At 50.7% G+C, this 15,518-nt stretch carries 13 protein-coding genes; 8 read left to right on the top strand and 5 right to left on the bottom strand.

All coding sequences use genetic code 11. The features are described 5' to 3' along the window. Positions 1 to 11 precede the first annotated feature (11 nt). Positions 12 to 689: a pilin gene (locus B2118_RS06155; RefSeq protein ID WP_428054197.1), complete on the top strand. Its 678-nt coding sequence runs from the start codon at positions 12 to 14 to the stop codon at positions 687 to 689. 54 nt (positions 690 to 743) lie between these two features. Here B2118_RS06155 and B2118_RS06150 read toward each other — a convergent pair whose 3' ends face one another. The 5 genes from B2118_RS06150 to B2118_RS06130 form a co-directional block, all read right to left on the bottom strand. After that, entirely contained in the window at positions 744 to 1,676 is a 933-nt protein-coding gene (locus tag B2118_RS06150) for a PdxA family dehydrogenase (protein ID WP_428054195.1), read from the bottom strand. A gap of 82 nt (positions 1,677 to 1,758) precedes the next feature. Then, complete coding sequence (locus B2118_RS06145) at positions 1,759 to 2,928, bottom strand: peptidylprolyl isomerase (protein WP_428054193.1); 1,170 nt, start codon at positions 2,926 to 2,928, stop codon at positions 1,759 to 1,761. Then, entirely contained in the window at positions 2,912 to 3,727 is an 816-nt protein-coding gene (locus B2118_RS06140) for a peptidylprolyl isomerase (protein WP_428054191.1), read from the bottom strand. Before B2118_RS06140 ends, B2118_RS06145 begins: the two co-directional genes overlap by 17 nt. A 14-nt stretch (positions 3,728 to 3,741) precedes the next feature. Beyond that, positions 3,742 to 6,882, bottom strand: coding sequence for a transcription-repair coupling factor (locus tag B2118_RS06135; RefSeq protein WP_428054189.1), 3,141 nt, complete (start codon positions 6,880 to 6,882; stop codon positions 3,742 to 3,744). A gap of 18 nt (positions 6,883 to 6,900) precedes the next feature. Beyond that, positions 6,901 to 9,030 (bottom strand): penicillin-binding protein 1A, encoded by a 2,130-nt coding sequence (locus tag B2118_RS06130; protein ID WP_428054187.1) that lies wholly within the window; start codon positions 9,028 to 9,030, stop codon positions 6,901 to 6,903. 118 nt (positions 9,031 to 9,148) lie between these two features. Here B2118_RS06130 and B2118_RS06125 point away from each other — a divergent pair, with 118 nt between their 5' ends. From B2118_RS06125 to proC, 7 genes are read left to right on the top strand one after another with little or no spacing between them, the layout of a single operon-like run. Then, positions 9,149 to 10,279: an ATP-binding protein gene (locus B2118_RS06125; RefSeq protein ID WP_428054185.1), complete on the top strand. Its 1,131-nt coding sequence runs from the start codon at positions 9,149 to 9,151 to the stop codon at positions 10,277 to 10,279. Further along, entirely contained in the window at positions 10,276 to 10,923 is a 648-nt protein-coding gene (locus B2118_RS06120) for a response regulator (RefSeq protein ID WP_428054183.1), read from the top strand. Before B2118_RS06125 ends, B2118_RS06120 begins: the two co-directional genes overlap by 4 nt. A gap of 9 nt (positions 10,924 to 10,932) precedes the next feature. Further along, positions 10,933 to 11,535, top strand: coding sequence for a 16S rRNA (guanine(966)-N(2))-methyltransferase RsmD (gene rsmD, locus B2118_RS06115; protein ID WP_428054181.1), 603 nt, complete (start codon positions 10,933 to 10,935; stop codon positions 11,533 to 11,535). After that, on the top strand, positions 11,528 to 12,262 hold the full coding sequence (locus B2118_RS06110) for a RecB family exonuclease (RefSeq protein WP_428054179.1): 735 nt from the start codon (positions 11,528 to 11,530) through the stop codon (positions 12,260 to 12,262). The genes rsmD and B2118_RS06110 overlap by 8 nt, the downstream gene beginning before the upstream one ends. 3 nt (positions 12,263 to 12,265) lie before the next feature. Continuing rightward, complete coding sequence (proB, locus tag B2118_RS06105) at positions 12,266 to 13,408, top strand: glutamate 5-kinase (RefSeq protein WP_428054177.1); 1,143 nt, start codon at positions 12,266 to 12,268, stop codon at positions 13,406 to 13,408. A gap of 8 nt (positions 13,409 to 13,416) precedes the next feature. Continuing rightward, positions 13,417 to 14,718 (top strand): glutamate-5-semialdehyde dehydrogenase, encoded by a 1,302-nt coding sequence (locus tag B2118_RS06100; RefSeq protein ID WP_428054175.1) that lies wholly within the window; start codon positions 13,417 to 13,419, stop codon positions 14,716 to 14,718. Beyond that, complete coding sequence (gene proC, locus B2118_RS06095; protein WP_428054173.1) at positions 14,718 to 15,512, top strand: pyrroline-5-carboxylate reductase; 795 nt, start codon at positions 14,718 to 14,720, stop codon at positions 15,510 to 15,512. Before B2118_RS06100 ends, proC begins: the two co-directional genes overlap by 1 nt. Positions 15,513 to 15,518 lie beyond the last annotated feature (6 nt).

The following is a 15,518-nucleotide window of genomic DNA, read 5'->3' as shown; positions in this document are numbered from 1 at the left end:
AAGGAGAAAAAATGAAAAATTTTATGAATACTTTATTGTCATTCCAGGGCCCGCGTACAAGCGGGAACCTGGAATCCAGAAATAAAATAAGGAGTTTTTCTAATAAACGGACTGGATCCCGGGTCCACGCCCGGGATGACAACTACCACTACAACGGCAGATCCCGTATAAAGACACTACGGGATGACGGCTTACCAACAAGTGGCCGCACTGCAACAGCGGGCTTTACCTTGATAGAACTTCTAGTAGTCGTGCTTATCATTGGCATTTTGGCAGCGGTGGCGGTACCGCAATACACCAAGGCGGTGGAAAAAGCCCGGGTAACCGAAATGATAACCGTCTATCGCACAATGGAAAAAGCAATCAATATGTATGTTTTGGCTAATGGTTCTACTGACGGGATGGATATGGAGTCGTTAGATGTGAATTTTCCTGATTTTACTTGGAACGGGCGTTATTATTGTAATTCCAAAGACCTTTGTATTGATCTGAGAGAGGGGTACCTCTTGGTAGGCCTTTGGGGGCGTGAGGCAGGTGCGTCCGGACGCGAAAGCGGCGGGGCCCCCAATTATTATGTTGATGCCCATTTTAATAGGGATGGTTCCCATACTAATTCTTATGCCAGTTGTTATGTGGATATTAGTAAAATGGGATTGGAAAATTTGGGCTTTACGGAGATTGGCTGCTAATTGTAAAATTTTTTAAACCACCCCGCCGGGTATATATCCGGCGGGGTGGTTTTCTCAAAATATTTTGGGTGGTTTGGCGCGGGCGGCGGCAAATAAAAGCGCGTCAGTCATACTGGACGGGTTGGCAATGTTTTGCCCCGAAATGTCAAAGGCCGTGCCGTGGGTGGGGGAAACCCGCAGGAATTTTAGCCCTGCCGTAATGTGCACAATCGGCTTTTTTGCGGCCAGTTTTAGGCCCAGCAGGGCTTGGTCGTGATACATACACAAAAGTCCGTCGTATTTTCCAGCCGCGTGGGCCAACCACAAGGCATCTGCGGGCAGGGGGCCCTCGGCCTTTATTTTGTGGCGGCGCAGGGCCTTTACCGCGGGCAAAATTACCTCGTTTTCCTCAGTTCCGAATTTGCCATTGTCGCTTGCGTGCGGGTTTAGGGCGCACACGGCGATATGGGGGCTTTTTATACCCAGTTGCTTTAAGGCGCTGTTAAAGTGTATGGCAGACTCTACAATGCGCTCCTTTGTCAGCAAGCGGGGCAAATCCGCAATGGCAAAATGTTCCGTTACGAGCCCGCAGCGCAGGTTCCCGCTGACAAACATCATTAGTCCTTCTTTGCCTGCGCGCTCGCGCAACAGTTCGGTATGCCCTGTGTAGGGCACGCCGTACAGAGCCCAACTTTGTTTGTTGATGGGGGCCGTAACCAGCGGACTTTTGGTTTTAAGGGCCAGTTTTATGCCCAGTTCCACCGCCTTGTAGGAAGTTTCCCCGCCCGCAAAGGATGGAATGGGTTTTCCCGGCAGGGGGGCGGAAGCGTCAATAGCAATCAAACGGGCCAATTTATCCGAAAAACCCGCACGCACCAGCGAGGTGGGTTCCCCGATGACTACCGGGAGACACGCGCGCTGTACGAGCGGGTTCTTTAAAGATTTTACTGTTACTTCCGGGCCAATCCCCAACGGGTCCCCGGCAGTAATCAAAACTATGGGCTTCATACCGTATTCCAAAATAAAGTTTCGGGAAAAAGCAGCAAGTTGCCCTTTTATTTTATAACTATCTGTACGGCTTTGCCAAGAATTATTTTTTAACTTCGGCCTTTTTGGCTTCGGCTTGCTTGGCGGCTTCTTCTTTTAAAAGCGTATCCGATTCAAAGGTTTTCGTAACCTTCACGTCGGCTTTGTCGTACAATTCTTCAATGTATTTGCCCATAGCGGCCTGTACGCGCTGTTGGGCCAGATACTGGGCCAAATCGCGCGAGATATCTTCGTACGAAATGGAGCGTTCGGCGCGTTTTTCTTTAATTTTAATAATGTGGATGCCGACTTCGCTTTTAATCGGGTCGCTTACTTTTCCGACGGCCAAGGTAAAGGCTTTGTCGTCAATGGCCTTGGGGGCGATGCCTTTAATCAAAATCATATCGCCGCCGCTGGCGAGAGCGTTTTTGTCCTCGGTGTATTTTTTAACGGCCACGGAAAAGTCCATACCGCCGTCCAATTCTTTTTTAATTTGTTTGGCCAAGGCTTCTTTTTTGGCGATTTCCTCGGGTTTCATATCCTTGGTGGTGGCCAAATAAATGTGCCCGATGCGCACCTGTTCGCCGGTGAGTTGTTTTAATTTGGCGGCAATGGCTTGCGCTTCTTTGAGTTTTACGGGGTCTTCTTTTTCAAGCGCTTTGATTTTTTTGGTGTTGTTCTTCATTACCGCTTCCACATTGGCGTAGAGGGCTTTGGCGTCGGCCTCTTCCACGGGGGTAACGGTGGCTTGGAGTTTTTGCTCCATTAATTTGCGCACGGCAATATCTTTGGAAAGTTTATTTTTGTACGCCTTTAAACTCATCCCTTGCTTTTTAAGCGCTTCGGTAAAGCGTTTGTCCGCGCCTTTGGCATCCTGCTTGCCGGTGGTTTCGTCCACCATAAAGCGGGCCTTAATTTCATTTAATCCGGCGTCCAGTTCGGAATCCTTTACCTGGATTTTGGCTTCTTCGGCGGCTTGGTACAACAGTTCCTTGGAAATCAGTTCCTTTAACACCTCGCGGCCCAAAATATCTTGGGCGTAGGGCTGTTTTAAAAAGTCCGGCGCGGCGGCCTTGTATTGCTCCACAACGCCTTCCAAGTAATTGTCATACTCCGAAGCCAGCACGGGCCGGCCATTTACCGTGGCGACGGAGGATTCCATCACCTTGGCTTGTAAATTCATCCCCAACACCGCCAGTAATGCGGCGAGAAATAACTTATTCGCTTTTTTCATAGATTACAACCTCGTATTTATTTTTTAAAGAGTCTAGCACGTCGTCCGTTTTTTTGTTTTTCAGCACTTCCCGTATGCGCGGTTCGGCGTCTTTTTTGGACAGGCGGCGTTCCCCTGTTTTCATTATTATATGAAATCCCTGCGCCGTTTTGAAGAAGCCCTGCGGTTTTCCGGCGGGCGAGTTGGCCGCAATGACGGCGATATTATCTAGGTATTCCCCCGGCATAAAGGAAAACTGCTTTAAGGCGTCGGGCGCAATGCTGTATTGCCGTTCCATTTCCTTCCAGCGCGAAGGGGAAGATTTTAAGGTGCGCAAAACTTGGTCGGCGGTTTGGGCATTATCCACGATAATTTGCTTAATCGTCATTTCGTAGGGATATTTTTTAAAGTAATCGTCCACTTCGCTGTCGCTGACGGAAAGGGCGCCCTCTTCCTCTAATTTGTGGTACCAAAGGCGTTCTAATGTGTCGGCGGCAAATTCATTATAAATTTGGTCCAGTTGCGCGCGTTTGTCAGCCAGCAGGGAGCGGTATTCGTCCGAATCTGCTATTCCTGTGGCGCGGGCATCAGCGGCGATTAATTTTTCGCGCGTGATGATTTGTACCAGGTTTTGGCGGCCCAGCGGAGTTTTGGCAAACTCCCTGTCCTCGGCGGACAGGAGCGGCAGGCGGTCGTTAATGTCCTGCTCGGTAATGGTTTGCTTGCCAATACGGGCGGCGGGCAGGTTTTGCACGGGTGCGGAATCCTTATGGCACCCCGCCAGCACGAGCGGCAGTAAGAGTAAAAACGGATATTTCATATTCATATACTATATCATTTTTCCTGTCGTAAAATGGTTTCAAAAAACGCAAGCGTTTGCTGGGTAAAGAGTAACGGGTCCTTGCACTCGGGGGCAATAATGCGCACCCCGTCGCCGTTTTTGGACTTTACAAATTCTATGTTCCCCGGGCCGAAGCGGTTAAAAAGTTCCCCCGGAAAAGCAGGCGGCATTTTAAAACGGTGCGTGAACAGCATTTCCAAGGCGCCGTCCACCCAATCTATATGATAAATTTCCAACTTGCCCGCGCGGTTGGAGAGTAAAAAGAGTTTGGTTAAGTTTTCCACTTCGGACGGAACCGGGCCGCACAAATCCTGCAAACGGGCCAAAAGCGTTTTGGTTTTGGCTTCGTCCGCGCTCATCAGTTCCTTATAATATTTTAGGCGTTCGGCGTCGTCCGGCAGGTAATCGGGCGGAATATAGGCGGGCAGGGGCAAATTAACCTTGGCTTGCAGGTTGCGCTCCACGCGCTCGCCCTTTAATTTTTTGACCTCGGCGGCCACTAAATCGCAATACAAACTAAGGCCCACCTCGTTTACATATCCGTGCTGTTTTACGCCCAATAATTCGCCCGCGCCGCGGATTTCCATATCGCGCAGGGCCAAGCGGAACCCGCTGCCCAGGTCGCTAAATTCCATTAATGCGGCCAAGCGTTGGCGGGCTTCTTCGGTCGGGTCCTTTTCCTCTTTGGGCTTCCAATACACGGCGGCTAAATCGGTAAAGTTGTCCTCTTTTTCGGCGGGTTTTTTAAGCAGCCAATCCGGGTGGAACAAATAGCAATAGGCTTTGGTGCTGCCGCGCCCGATACGCCCGCGCAACTGGTACAACTGCGCCAGGCCAAAGTTTTGGGCGTTTTCCACAATCAGCGTATTGGCGTTGGTAATGTCTATGCCTGATTCAATAATGGTAGAGGCCAGCAGAATATCGTATTTCCCTTTGTTAAAGTCCCACAAGGTTTGTTCCAGTTCCTTTTCGTTCATTTGGCCGTGCGCCATACAAATACGCGCCTGCGGAACGAGTTTTTTAAGGAACAGATAGCGTGATTCCATACTTTGCACGCTGTTATAGACATAGTAAATCTGCCCGCCGCGGGCGAGTTCCTGCGTAATGGCCGCCGCGGCCAAATCGTTATTCCAGGCGGTTACCACGGTTTTAATCGGCGTGCGGCCCCGGGGCGGCGTATCAATAAGGGAAATGTCGCGCAGGGAAGCGAGCGATTGGTTTAGGGTGCGCGGAATCGGGGTGGCGCTTAACATCAAGGAGTGAACGCCTGCGCTCATCGCGCGGATTTTTTCCTTTTGTTTTACGCCAAAACGGTGCTCCTCGTCAATAATCACAAGGCCTAATTGTTTAAAGCGGATGTCTTTGCTCATCAGGCGGTGCGTACCGATGATAATGTCGCATACGCCGTTTTTTAATTCTTCTATGACGGCTTTTTGCTCCTTGGCGGTTTGGAAGCGGCAAAGCATACGTACCACTACCGGGAAGCCCGCCAACCGTTTGGAAAAAGTTTTATAATGCTGGTCCGCCAAAATGGTCGTAGGAACCAACACCATTACTTGCTTGCCCGATAAAGCCACCTTTAAGGCGGCGCGCATAGCCACTTCGGTTTTTCCAAAGCCCACATCGCCTACTAATACGCGGTCCATTGGTTTGGAAAGGTCCAAATCGTGCAAGGTTTCGCGGATGGCCTGCTCTTGCCCCGGCGTTAAAACATAGGGAAACGAGTCGGCAAATTCCTGTTCAATACGTGCGTCGCCCGAAATTTCGGGCGCTGGGGTGGCTTGCCGCAGGGCTTCCAGTTTCAAAATTTCCTTGGCGGCCTTTTGCGCTTCTTCTTTTACGCGGCTTTTTACGTCCTTCCACGTTGCCCCGCCCAATACGGACAGCGTCGGCCGTTTGCCCCCGGCGCCAATGTATTTTTGCACCTTTTTAAAGTCGTACATCGGCACATACAGGCGGCTTCCGCGGCGGTATTCAATAATCAGGCAGTCGGTGGGGTTTTCCTCTTTATCCATTACTTCCAACCCCAAGTACCGCCCGATGCCGTGCTCTTGGTGGACGACGTAATCGCCCGCCTGTAACTCTTTAAAGCGCACGCGTTTGGCACCCTCAATATCAAAATGTTTAATTACCCGCGCGGCGTTATAGCGGCGGTTTAAAATTTCGTTGGAGGTGATCAACGCAAAACGCTCCTGCGGACTGCAAAAACCTTGGGTTAAGGGGGAAATTTTAAAGGCGGCCTTTTTTAGATGTTCATAATCGGCGGCCAATTCACCCATACGGTCCAATTCGCCGCGGTTTAAACAGCAAATGGTTACCACAATGTTATGGGCCTGCAAGCCGGCTACTTCTTTATCTAGTAGGTCCATATTGGCGTTAAAGGGCACATTGGCTTTTAGGCCAAAATTCACGCCGTCCGCCGACGGAAGCAGGGTTGTAACCGCGCAGTTGGGATAGGCCGACAGGTCAAACTCTTTATCCGGCTCGTCAAAAATAAACGAAAATCCGGGTAAGTAGTCGGCCAAGGTTGCGGGAGTGTCTTTAAATTTTAAGGGGATAATATCGGCTTGTTCCACGTGCTCCTTGGTGTTTTGCGTGTCTAAGTCGTAGGCGCTAATCATTTCCACGCGGTTGCCCGCAAAATACAGGCGCAAGGGTTCGGGACGGTTTAAACAAAAAATATCTACTACGCTGCCGCGCGCGGCGTATTGGCCGGGGGCTTCGGCGTATTCCTCCCGCCCGTAGCCGGAATTTTCCAAGCGGTCCAATAATTCCTGGCGGCGCAGGGTGTCGCCCCGGCGGACAGTAAACAGACGGTTTTTAAAGTCCTGTGGGGTTGGAAGCGGGGTAGAAAGAGATTCGTAATTGGTGCTTAACAGCCGCGGGCCGCCTGCGGGAGAAATCAGCGCAAAGAGCGCGTTCATCCGCCCGGTATCGGTTTCCGGCAAGGTGAGCGTTTCGGCTCCGCGCGGGGCAAATTCCTTGGCGGCGTTGTCAAAATCGTCCGTATCGTGCGCGGTAATAAATACCGCGCTTTTGTTATGGTTTAGATATGTTTGGCACGCAAAATACGCCTTGGCGGCCCCATTTGGCAGGCCGTAGTAACGGGTGAAGGATTTAGTTGCGTGGCTCATAAATACTGCCTTAAACGGCTAGAAACTTTGCGGTTCGGTGCCGGATATAAAGGCTTCCAAAAATTTGTTCCGCTCGCTGGGCATAGCCAGTTTGCCGGTAATGGGGTTTACATATGCAAAGGAAATTCCTTCCGGCACGGCAAAATCGTCGTTGGGTTCGTCCTTTAAAATTTCCTGCATAATTTCGGTCCACCAGCGGGCCGTGGTGCTGCCTGTAAAACGCGCTCCGTTTTCGTGAGAAGTGTCGTCGTCGTATCCCATCCAAGCGGCGGCGGCGGTGTGCGGAGTCATCCCCACGAACCACATATCGCGGTGGCTCTGCGTGGTGCCCGTTTTACCCGCAATGTTGCGGCCCAAGCGCGATACATACGCCCCGCTCCCGCGCTGGACGACGCCTTTCATCATATTGATAAGCAGGTACGAATTTTGCGGAGAGAAGGCGGCTTCCTCTATGGGAACGTGCTGTTCCAAAATGCGGCCGTTGGCGTCCTCCACGCGTTCAATATAGTAGTTGTCGGTGTGGATACCGCCGTTGGCAAAAGTGGTTAAAGCGGCCAAATGTTCATCCATTGCAAGCACGCTTACGCCCAAGGCCAAGGCCGGAACGCGCGGTAAGGGGGCTGTAATGCCCGCCTTTCTCGCTACGCGGATTACTTCGCCCACGCCGATAGCGTCAATCAAATTGACGGCTACGAGGTTTTTGGATTTTTCCAATGCCTTGCGCAAGGTAATCCACCCCTCGTTGCGCTCCCCATAGTTTTTGGGAACCCATACGTTAAAATCCTTGCTGGCAATAAAGGATTGCTTGGCTAAATCCAAGGAATACAAATCGGAGTTTTCGTTAAAGGTGCGCCAGTTGCGTCCGTCGTAATAGAACATTGTGGGCAAATCCTTTACCAGGGTAGCGGGCGTGTAACCCTTTTGCAGAGCGGCCATCCACACATACGGCTTAAAAGAGGAACCCGGCTGGCGTTTGGCCTGCGTAGCGCGGTTGAATTTACTTTCGTCAAAGCCGCGTCCGCCAATCATCACGCGTACCGCACCGGTTTTAACGTCGCGCACCATAAAGGCGCCTTGCAGACGGGGATAGTTTTCCTTGGGCGTTTGGGTATCGGCCTCTTCCTCAGCGTTTGCGGTGTCGGCTTCGGCGTCGTTGGGGTCAATTTCAATGCCTAACCCTTTGGCCACCTGCTCGTCGTACTCTTGGAGTTTTTTGTTCATTATTTGCTCGGCCAAGGCCTGCTCTTTAATGTCAATGGTGGTGTAAATATTTAAGCCCGCTTTCCACAATACGTCCATACCGTATTTGGGTTCCAAAATGCGGCGGATGTGCTCAATAAAATATTGTCCGGGCTGGGCTTCTTCCTGCGTTTGTTTTTCGGGCAGGGGCTCTTTTTTGGCTTTTTCCAACTCTTCCTTGGAAATATAATTTTGCTGTTGCATTACGTCCAGTACCAAATTGCGGCGTTGGCGGGCCAGGTCCGGGTTGGCAAAGGGGTTATAGCGCCCCGGGGCGGGAATTAAACCCACGATGAGGGCGGCCTCCCCTGTGGTCAGTTCGGAAAGTTCTTTATTAAAATACTTTTTGGCGGCGGCCTTTACCCCGTAGGAACCACTGCCTAAATAAATTTCGTTTAAATATAACTGCAAAATTTCCCGCTTGCTGAACTTGTGTTCAATTTGAATAGCCAAAATAACTTCGCGGATTTTGCGGATGAGTTTCTTTTCCTGCGTTAAAAACACCCCGCGCGAAAGTTGCTGGGTAAGCGTAGAAGCCCCCTGTTTGGCGCGGCCGGCAACAAGGTCATATAACCCCGCACGAACGATGCCGCGGATTGAAATGCCGGGGTGGGAAAAGAACTCCCGGTCCTCCATAGCCACAACGGCGTTTTGCAGGTCCACCGGAATATCTTCCAGCGGCACCATACTGCGTTTTTCAATGGAAAATTCGTGAATTAAATTGTTATTGCGGTCAAAAACCTTGGTGGTAACGGCCGGAGTGTATTCCTCCATTTCGTACACGGGCGGCAGGCCGGAAAAGATGTAGCGCATAAATACCGCACAAACAATAATAAATACAAATAGCCCCGCTAATGCGGAGAAAAGAAATAATTTAGAAAAAATCAATTTTTTTAAGCGTTTAGACATATACAAAATTATATCAAATCTAAGTGTCTTTCTCCTTATTACGCGCGCAGGAACCCTATTTATAGAAAAATACGCAAAATATAGTAGAATATCTTATAGAGTGTATTAGAGGCCGTCTATGACAAAGAAAACGATTTCCAAAGAAACACAAAAGCCGTCGCGCTTTTGTTTCCAATGCAAGCAACTGGCGGGGCCCGTAACCACGCGCCAAACCGCTTATTGCGCCAAAGATTTGGAAACGATAAAAAAACACGGGGTGGAAGGGTACGACGCCGTGGTGTTAATTGACGTTAAAACGCGCCAAATTACGGCTATTAGCAATGTGTTGGACTGCTCCACCGAGGATGTACGCGGCGTACCGCTCCATTTGCAGGCCTTGGAACAGGCCTTAAAGGGGACTGTTTATCATTATGAGTGGGGATTTGAAAAGGACGGTACGCACTTTTTTTACCAAACAACGTTAATCCCTCTGCGCGGGGAAAAAGGCACCGTATCTACGGTACTGGCGCTCACGCGGGATATTACCCACTGGGCCCGGAATTACCACGAACCCAATATGCTTAAGGAAGGGGCCGCGCCGCGGACCTTTGCGCAGATTTTACTGGCCGAGCGGGAAGCCGAAAAAAGGGAAATTTCCAAATCCCTGCACGATGAAATTGGCTCTTCGGCGGTTATTTTAACGGCTCTTTTAAGTTTGGTAAAAGCCAGCGTAAAAGAGGGCGATACCAAACAGGCGTTGACGGAAATAGCCAAATTGGATAAGCAGATTAAAGACAGTATTGAGCGGGTAAAAAATATTGTGGTGTCGCTCCGTCCGCCAAGTTTGGAAAACGACGGCGCCTTGGGCGGCTCGGTGCGGGAACTGTTGGATAACATCAGCCAAATGCTGCATATCCCGTACAAATTTGATTATAAGTCGGAGGGCGACTCTACCGGAGTGGCCGACAACGTAAAGATTTTGCTCTATCGTATCGTGCAAGAAGCCTTAACAAACATTGCCAAGTATGCACAGGCCAAAAATATTTATGTACTATTGGAACGGGACGAATTTACCGCCCATTTGATTGTGCAGGACGACGGCGTTGGCTTTAAGCCGATGAAGGGAGGCTCCATCCGCCAAGTGGGTTTGCGCGCAATGAAGGACAGCGTGCAACTTTTGGGCGGGTCTATTTCTATTAAAAGCGCACCGGGCAAGGGAACACGTATTGAAGTGTCGTGCCCGTGCGTGGTTTACGGGGGGAACAAATGAGTATAAAAATTGTATTGGCGGATGACCACGCCATTGTACGCCAAGGCGTTCGCGCCGTGCTGGAAAAATTAGGCAAAAATATGGAAGTTGTGGCTGAGATTGCCAACGGGAAGGATTTGGTGGAATATGCCGAAAAGACTCCGGCCGATGTGTATGTAGTAGATATTTCTATGCCGCTTTTAAACGGGATAGAGGCCACGGAACGCATTGTAAAGCGCGACCCAGAAGCCAAGGTGGTTATGCTGAGTATGTATGACGACCGGGTTTCGGTGGAAAAATCGCTCAAAGCCGGGGCGAAGGGTTTTATTGTTAAGGTTTCCACCGCCGATGAAATTGTAGATGCGATTGAAGAAGTCGCAGCCGGACGCTTTTATTTGTGCAGTAAAGTGTCCAAATACATTGTGCAAGGGTTCTTGGGCAAAACCTCGGCCCGCAAGCGCGATGCCACGGGGCTGACTCCCAAAGAAAAAGAGGTCCTGCAACTGATTGCCGAAGGTTACAGCAGCAAACAGATTGCCAAAACCTTTAATCTTTCGTTAAATACAATTCACGTGCACCGCAACAATATTATGAAGAAACTCGGCATCCACAAACAGGCCGAACTGGTGCGCTTTGCCTTGAAGGAAGGCATTGCCCAATTATAAAGGATTATTATGCGTATTATTGCCGGAACTGCCCGCGGGCGCAGAATTTTTTCCGTATCTAAAAATTTGCCCGTAAAACCTATTTCGGACCGTATCAAACAGTCCCTTTTTGATATTTTGCGCCCCCGCATTACGGGGGCTATGATGCTGGATTTATTCGCAGGAACGGGGAATGTGTCTTTGGAAGCGCTTTCCCGCGGGGCGATGCGTACGGTAATGCTGGACAGAGAGCCCGCCTGTATTAAAAATATCCACCGCAACTTGGAGCATTTGGGCTTTGCGGACCGCGCCAAGGTAATCCGCGGGGATGTGTTAAAACCGCTTGATTTTCTGTTGGCGTACAGCGATAATGAAGGTTACGATATTATTTTTATGGGCCCGCCGTACCGCGACATCAACAACAAAATGTTGGCGCTGTCCGAGCCCGCGTTAAAAAACGTGGCCGATGCCAAGTTGCTTGCTAAAAACGGTATTATCGTTTTGCAAACGCACAAGACCGAAGAGTTTGCCGTGCCGGACACGCTGGAAATTTACCGCGTAGAAAAATACGGCGATACCTTGGTGCATTTCCTGCGCGCCAAGACGCAAAAGGACGAACCCGCCAATGTATAGCGATGTATATGAATTAAACTATTCCAAAATCAAAACGTATTTGGAATGTCCCGTTTTGTATAAGTACAAATATATTGAGGGCAAGCGCGAAGGGCTGGTGCCCGCCTCCTCTTTGGGTGTGTCTATCCACCGCGCGTTGGAAGCGTACCACAAGGAAAGCAACGACCCCTCGGAACTGTTGTCTTATTACGACGATTGCTGGCTGGGCGCCGGATATTCCAGCGCAGGCGAGCAAATGGAGTGGTATTTAAAGGGCAAAAAAATGTTGGAAACCTACGCCCAAGCCGAATACGAGCGCAAAACCACCGTGGACAGCACCGAGCGGGAATTTATCTTTCAGGAAGGGCAATGGACCTTGCGCGGCAAGATTGACCGCATAGATAAACTGCCCGACGGTTCTTGGGAAGTAATTGACTACAAAACCGGAACGGATGTGGACCTTTCCCTGCCGGTAACCGATTCCCTGCAAATGGGCATTTACGCCGTAGGCGCCCAGCGCGCTTGGAATATGAAGAAAGGCAAATGCACTTTCTATTTTGTGGCGTTTAACAAGCAGATGAGCGCGCCGTTTGAAGCGTTTGACGAAAAGAAAATTTTGGAGACCTTTATTAACATCGGCAAAAAAATTGAAGTGGCGGATTTTGAGCCTAATTTGGAGCATTGCGCCGCGTGTCCGTTTAACAACCGCTGTGAATTTTCCACGGTTAAACCTGCCGGGCAACAGTAATTTATGAAAGACCTGATTAAAAAAGCAAAACGTATTGTATTTAAATTCGGCACCAACGCATTAAGCACCGATAACGGCGACTTGGCGTTGTCCCGTCTGTATTCTTTTATGGAAGATATCGCCGCCTTGCGTGCCCAAGGCAAAGAGGTAATGATTGTTACCTCCGGGGCCGTGGGGATGGGCAAACGCCGCTTGGGGCTGACGAGTGCGCCGGATGTGGTGTCCTTAAAGCAGGCCTGCGCGGCGGTGGGGCAGATTAGCCTAATGAAATTTTACGAGGACGGTTTTAAACAGTTGGGCGTTGTGGCCGCCCAGGTATTGCTTACCGAGGATGATTTTTCCCACAGAAGCCGCTATTTAAGTTTGCGCGATACTTTGAACCGCTTGCTGGAACTGGGCTGTATCCCGGTGATTAACCAGAACGACACCGTTTCCACCAACGAATTGCGCGGATACAAGGAAAAGGGCGTTAATGTGTGTTTTAGCGATAACGATAAACTTTCCGCCCTTGTCGCCAGCGGGATGGATGCGGATTTGCTGTGTGTAATGAGCGATGTGGAAGGGTTATACAATGGCGACCCGCGCAAGGATAAAAACGCCAAATTAATTGACGTGGTAAAGGGCGTTACGCCAGAGATAGAAGCCTTGGGCTTTTGCGCTTCTTCGCGCGGCCGCGGCGGGATGAAGACCAAACTGGAAGCCGCCAAGGTGGTTACGCGCTCGGGCGCGGCGATGATTATCGCCTACGGCAAAAAGCCGGGGGCGGTATCCTCATTATTCGGACCTGATTTTAAGGGCACGCTCTTTCTGCCCGTAGAAAATTTACCCGGTAAAAAATTGTGGTTGGCCTACGCTACCAATGTGGCGGGCGGGCTTACGGTAAACGCCGGGGCCAAAAAGGCAATGTGCGAAAAGGGCTCTTCCCTGCTCCCTGCCGGAATTACGGCTGTGGCGGGCGAGTTTGAGGCCGGGGACGCTATTTCCATTTTAGACGAAGCCGGGCAGGAATTTGCGCGCGGACTTGTGAATTATTCGTCCAAAGAGTGCCGCAAAATAGCGGGCTGCCGCTCGGAAGACATCGCCAAGAAAATCGGCTATAAAAACTATGACGAAACCGTCCACCGCGACAACATTGTTTTACTGTGAGGATTTGTATGAACGTATCTGAAATTGCCGCCAAGGCCAAAGAAGCCTCTTATGTATTGGCCGCTTTGCCGCCCGAAGCCAAGGACCGCGCCTTAAACGCTATGGCGTGCGCCTTGCGCGTACACGCGGATGAAATTTTGCAGGCCAACCAGTTAGATTTGCAGGCCGCCAAAGAAGCCGTAGAAGCCGGAAAAATGAAGCCGGCCCTCTACGAACGTTTAAAATTGACGCGCGACAAACTGGAAACGGTTATCCGCGGGGTGGAAGAAATGGTGGAACTGCCGGACCCGGTCGGGCAGGTATTGTCCGCCACGGAACTGGACGAGGGCCTGAACCTGTATAAGATTTCTTGCCCCATTGGCTTAATCGGCGTGATTTTTGAAGCGCGCCCCGATGTGGTGCCGCAAATTGCGGCGCTTACCGCCAAGTCGGGTAATGCCGTTGTATTAAAAGGCGGCAAAGAAGCCCAGCACACCAATGACGCTCTTGCCAAAGTGCTTCAAAATGCGCTGGCTACGGTGCCCGGTTATCCCCCTTATGCGCTTAATTTAATTCACTCGCGTGAGGAATCGGCGCAAATGCTGGCGCTGGATAAATATTTTGATTTAATTATTCCCCGTGGGGGCAATTCGCTTTTGGCTTATGTAAAGGCCAACACCAAAATCCCGGTTTTGGGGCACGCGGACGGCGTGTGCCATATTTATGTGGCTCGCTCGGCGGATGTGCAAATGGCCAAACAAATTTGCACCGATGCCAAAACGCAGTACCCTTCAGCCTGCAACTCGGTGGAAACCCTGCTGATTGACGAAGCGTGGCCCGAATCCTTTAAAAAGGATTTGCTGGAACATTTGGTAAAACACGGGGTGGAACTGTTCGGCGGGGAAGATATCGCCAAACTGGCCCCGGTGTCCGGCCCGGTGGCGGACTGGCATACCGAATACGGGGAAAAGAAACTCTCTGTTAAGCAGGTTAAAAATATTTTAGAGGCTGTGGAACACATCAACCGCTATGGCTCGCACCATACCGATTGTATTTTAACCGCCAATCACGACGAAGTCCAAGTGTTTATGGATTTAGTAGATTCGGCAGGCGTGTATCACAACGCTTCTACCCGCTTTGCGGACGGATACCGTTATGGCTTTGGTGCCGAGGTGGGCATCAGCACGGGCAAAACGCACGCGCGTGGCCCGGTGGGTTTAACAGGGCTGACGATTTACAAATATAAGTTATATGGAAACGGGCAAATTGTGGCTGATTATGTGGGCCCCAACGCAAAACCGTTTACGCATAGAAAATTAGGGAGCAAATAATGAAATTAGGTTTTATCGGCGCCGGAGAAATGGGCGGAGCCATTATTAAAGGACTTTTAAAGCACGGGTGGCCCAAAGAGGATATTATCGCCTCCGTGCATACGGAAAACTCGGCCGCTAAACTGCGCGGCGAATTGGGGATTGACGCGAGCACGGACAATTTGCGCGTAATCCACGATGCAAACTGGCTGTTTATTGCCGTAAAACCCGCACAGGTGCCGTCCGTATTGGAGCAAATTGTGGCAAGCGGCGTAAACGCCAAGCCACTTATTTGTATGGCTTTGGGGTGGAGCGTGGAAAAAATCCAGCAGGTTTTGCCCAACTGGCCCATTATCCGCATTATGCCCAATACGCCCTTGTCGCTGGGCGAGGGAGTAACGCTCTTCCACTTTGCGGCGGAAACGCCCAAACGCACCCGCCGCGAGGTAATGGGGCTTTTTGACGGGCTTGGAAAGACCTTTGAGGTCTCTTTGCCTGTGTTTGACGCGGCGACGGCTGTTTCCGGCTCGGGCCCGGCGTTTGTGTATTATTTTATTGACGCCTTGGCGCAGGCGGGCGCGGCTTACGGGTTGCCTAAGGAACAGGCGGCGGCGCTCTCGTTGCAGACGGTTATCGGGGCTGCCAAAATGTTGGAAAGCACGGGGCTTTCTGCGGCGGAACTCGCCCAAAAGGTGGCTACTCCCGGCGGTTGCACGGCGGCGGGTATGGACGTTATGGCCGCGTCGGACTTAAAAAAGATTTTGGCTGACACTATTGGCGCAACGGTGGATAAGGCCAAAGCCTTTGCTAAATAACCGGAT

The sequence above is a fragment of the Candidatus Avelusimicrobium stercoris genome (assembly GCF_002437085.1).
GTDB classification, from domain to species: domain Bacteria; phylum Elusimicrobiota; class Elusimicrobia; order Elusimicrobiales; family Elusimicrobiaceae; genus Avelusimicrobium; species Avelusimicrobium stercoris.
The sequence above is the reverse complement of the archived record's forward strand: the minus strand, read 5'-3'. Positions and strand labels throughout refer to the sequence as shown.

What these genes read in the sequence shown, in the direction of transcription:
- proB (WP_428054177.1), top strand. Translation starts at nt 12,266, where the DNA reads ATGAAAGACCTGATTAAAAAAGCAAAACGTATTGTATTTAAATTCGGC.
- B2118_RS06110 (WP_428054179.1), top strand. Translation starts at nt 11,528, where the DNA reads ATGTATAGCGATGTATATGAATTAAACTATTCCAAAATCAAAACGTAT.
- B2118_RS06135 (WP_428054189.1), bottom strand. Translation starts at nt 6,882, where the DNA reads ATGAGCCACGCAACTAAATCCTTCACCCGTTACTACGGCCTGCCAAAT.
- B2118_RS06140 (WP_428054191.1), bottom strand. Translation starts at nt 3,727, where the DNA reads ATGAAATATCCGTTTTTACTCTTACTGCCGCTCGTGCTGGCGGGGTGC.
- proC (WP_428054173.1), top strand. Translation starts at nt 14,718, where the DNA reads ATGAAATTAGGTTTTATCGGCGCCGGAGAAATGGGCGGAGCCATTATT.
- B2118_RS06130 (WP_428054187.1), bottom strand. Translation starts at nt 9,030, where the DNA reads ATGTCTAAACGCTTAAAAAAATTGATTTTTTCTAAATTATTTCTTTTC.
- B2118_RS06150 (WP_428054195.1), bottom strand. Translation starts at nt 1,676, where the DNA reads ATGAAGCCCATAGTTTTGATTACTGCCGGGGACCCGTTGGGGATTGGC.
- B2118_RS06100 (WP_428054175.1), top strand. Translation starts at nt 13,417, where the DNA reads ATGAACGTATCTGAAATTGCCGCCAAGGCCAAAGAAGCCTCTTATGTA.
- B2118_RS06155 (WP_428054197.1), top strand. Translation starts at nt 12, where the DNA reads ATGAAAAATTTTATGAATACTTTATTGTCATTCCAGGGCCCGCGTACA.
- rsmD (WP_428054181.1), top strand. Translation starts at nt 10,933, where the DNA reads ATGCGTATTATTGCCGGAACTGCCCGCGGGCGCAGAATTTTTTCCGTA.
- B2118_RS06125 (WP_428054185.1), top strand. Translation starts at nt 9,149, where the DNA reads ATGACAAAGAAAACGATTTCCAAAGAAACACAAAAGCCGTCGCGCTTT.
- B2118_RS06120 (WP_428054183.1), top strand. Translation starts at nt 10,276, where the DNA reads ATGAGTATAAAAATTGTATTGGCGGATGACCACGCCATTGTACGCCAA.
- B2118_RS06145 (WP_428054193.1), bottom strand. Translation starts at nt 2,928, where the DNA reads ATGAAAAAAGCGAATAAGTTATTTCTCGCCGCATTACTGGCGGTGTTG.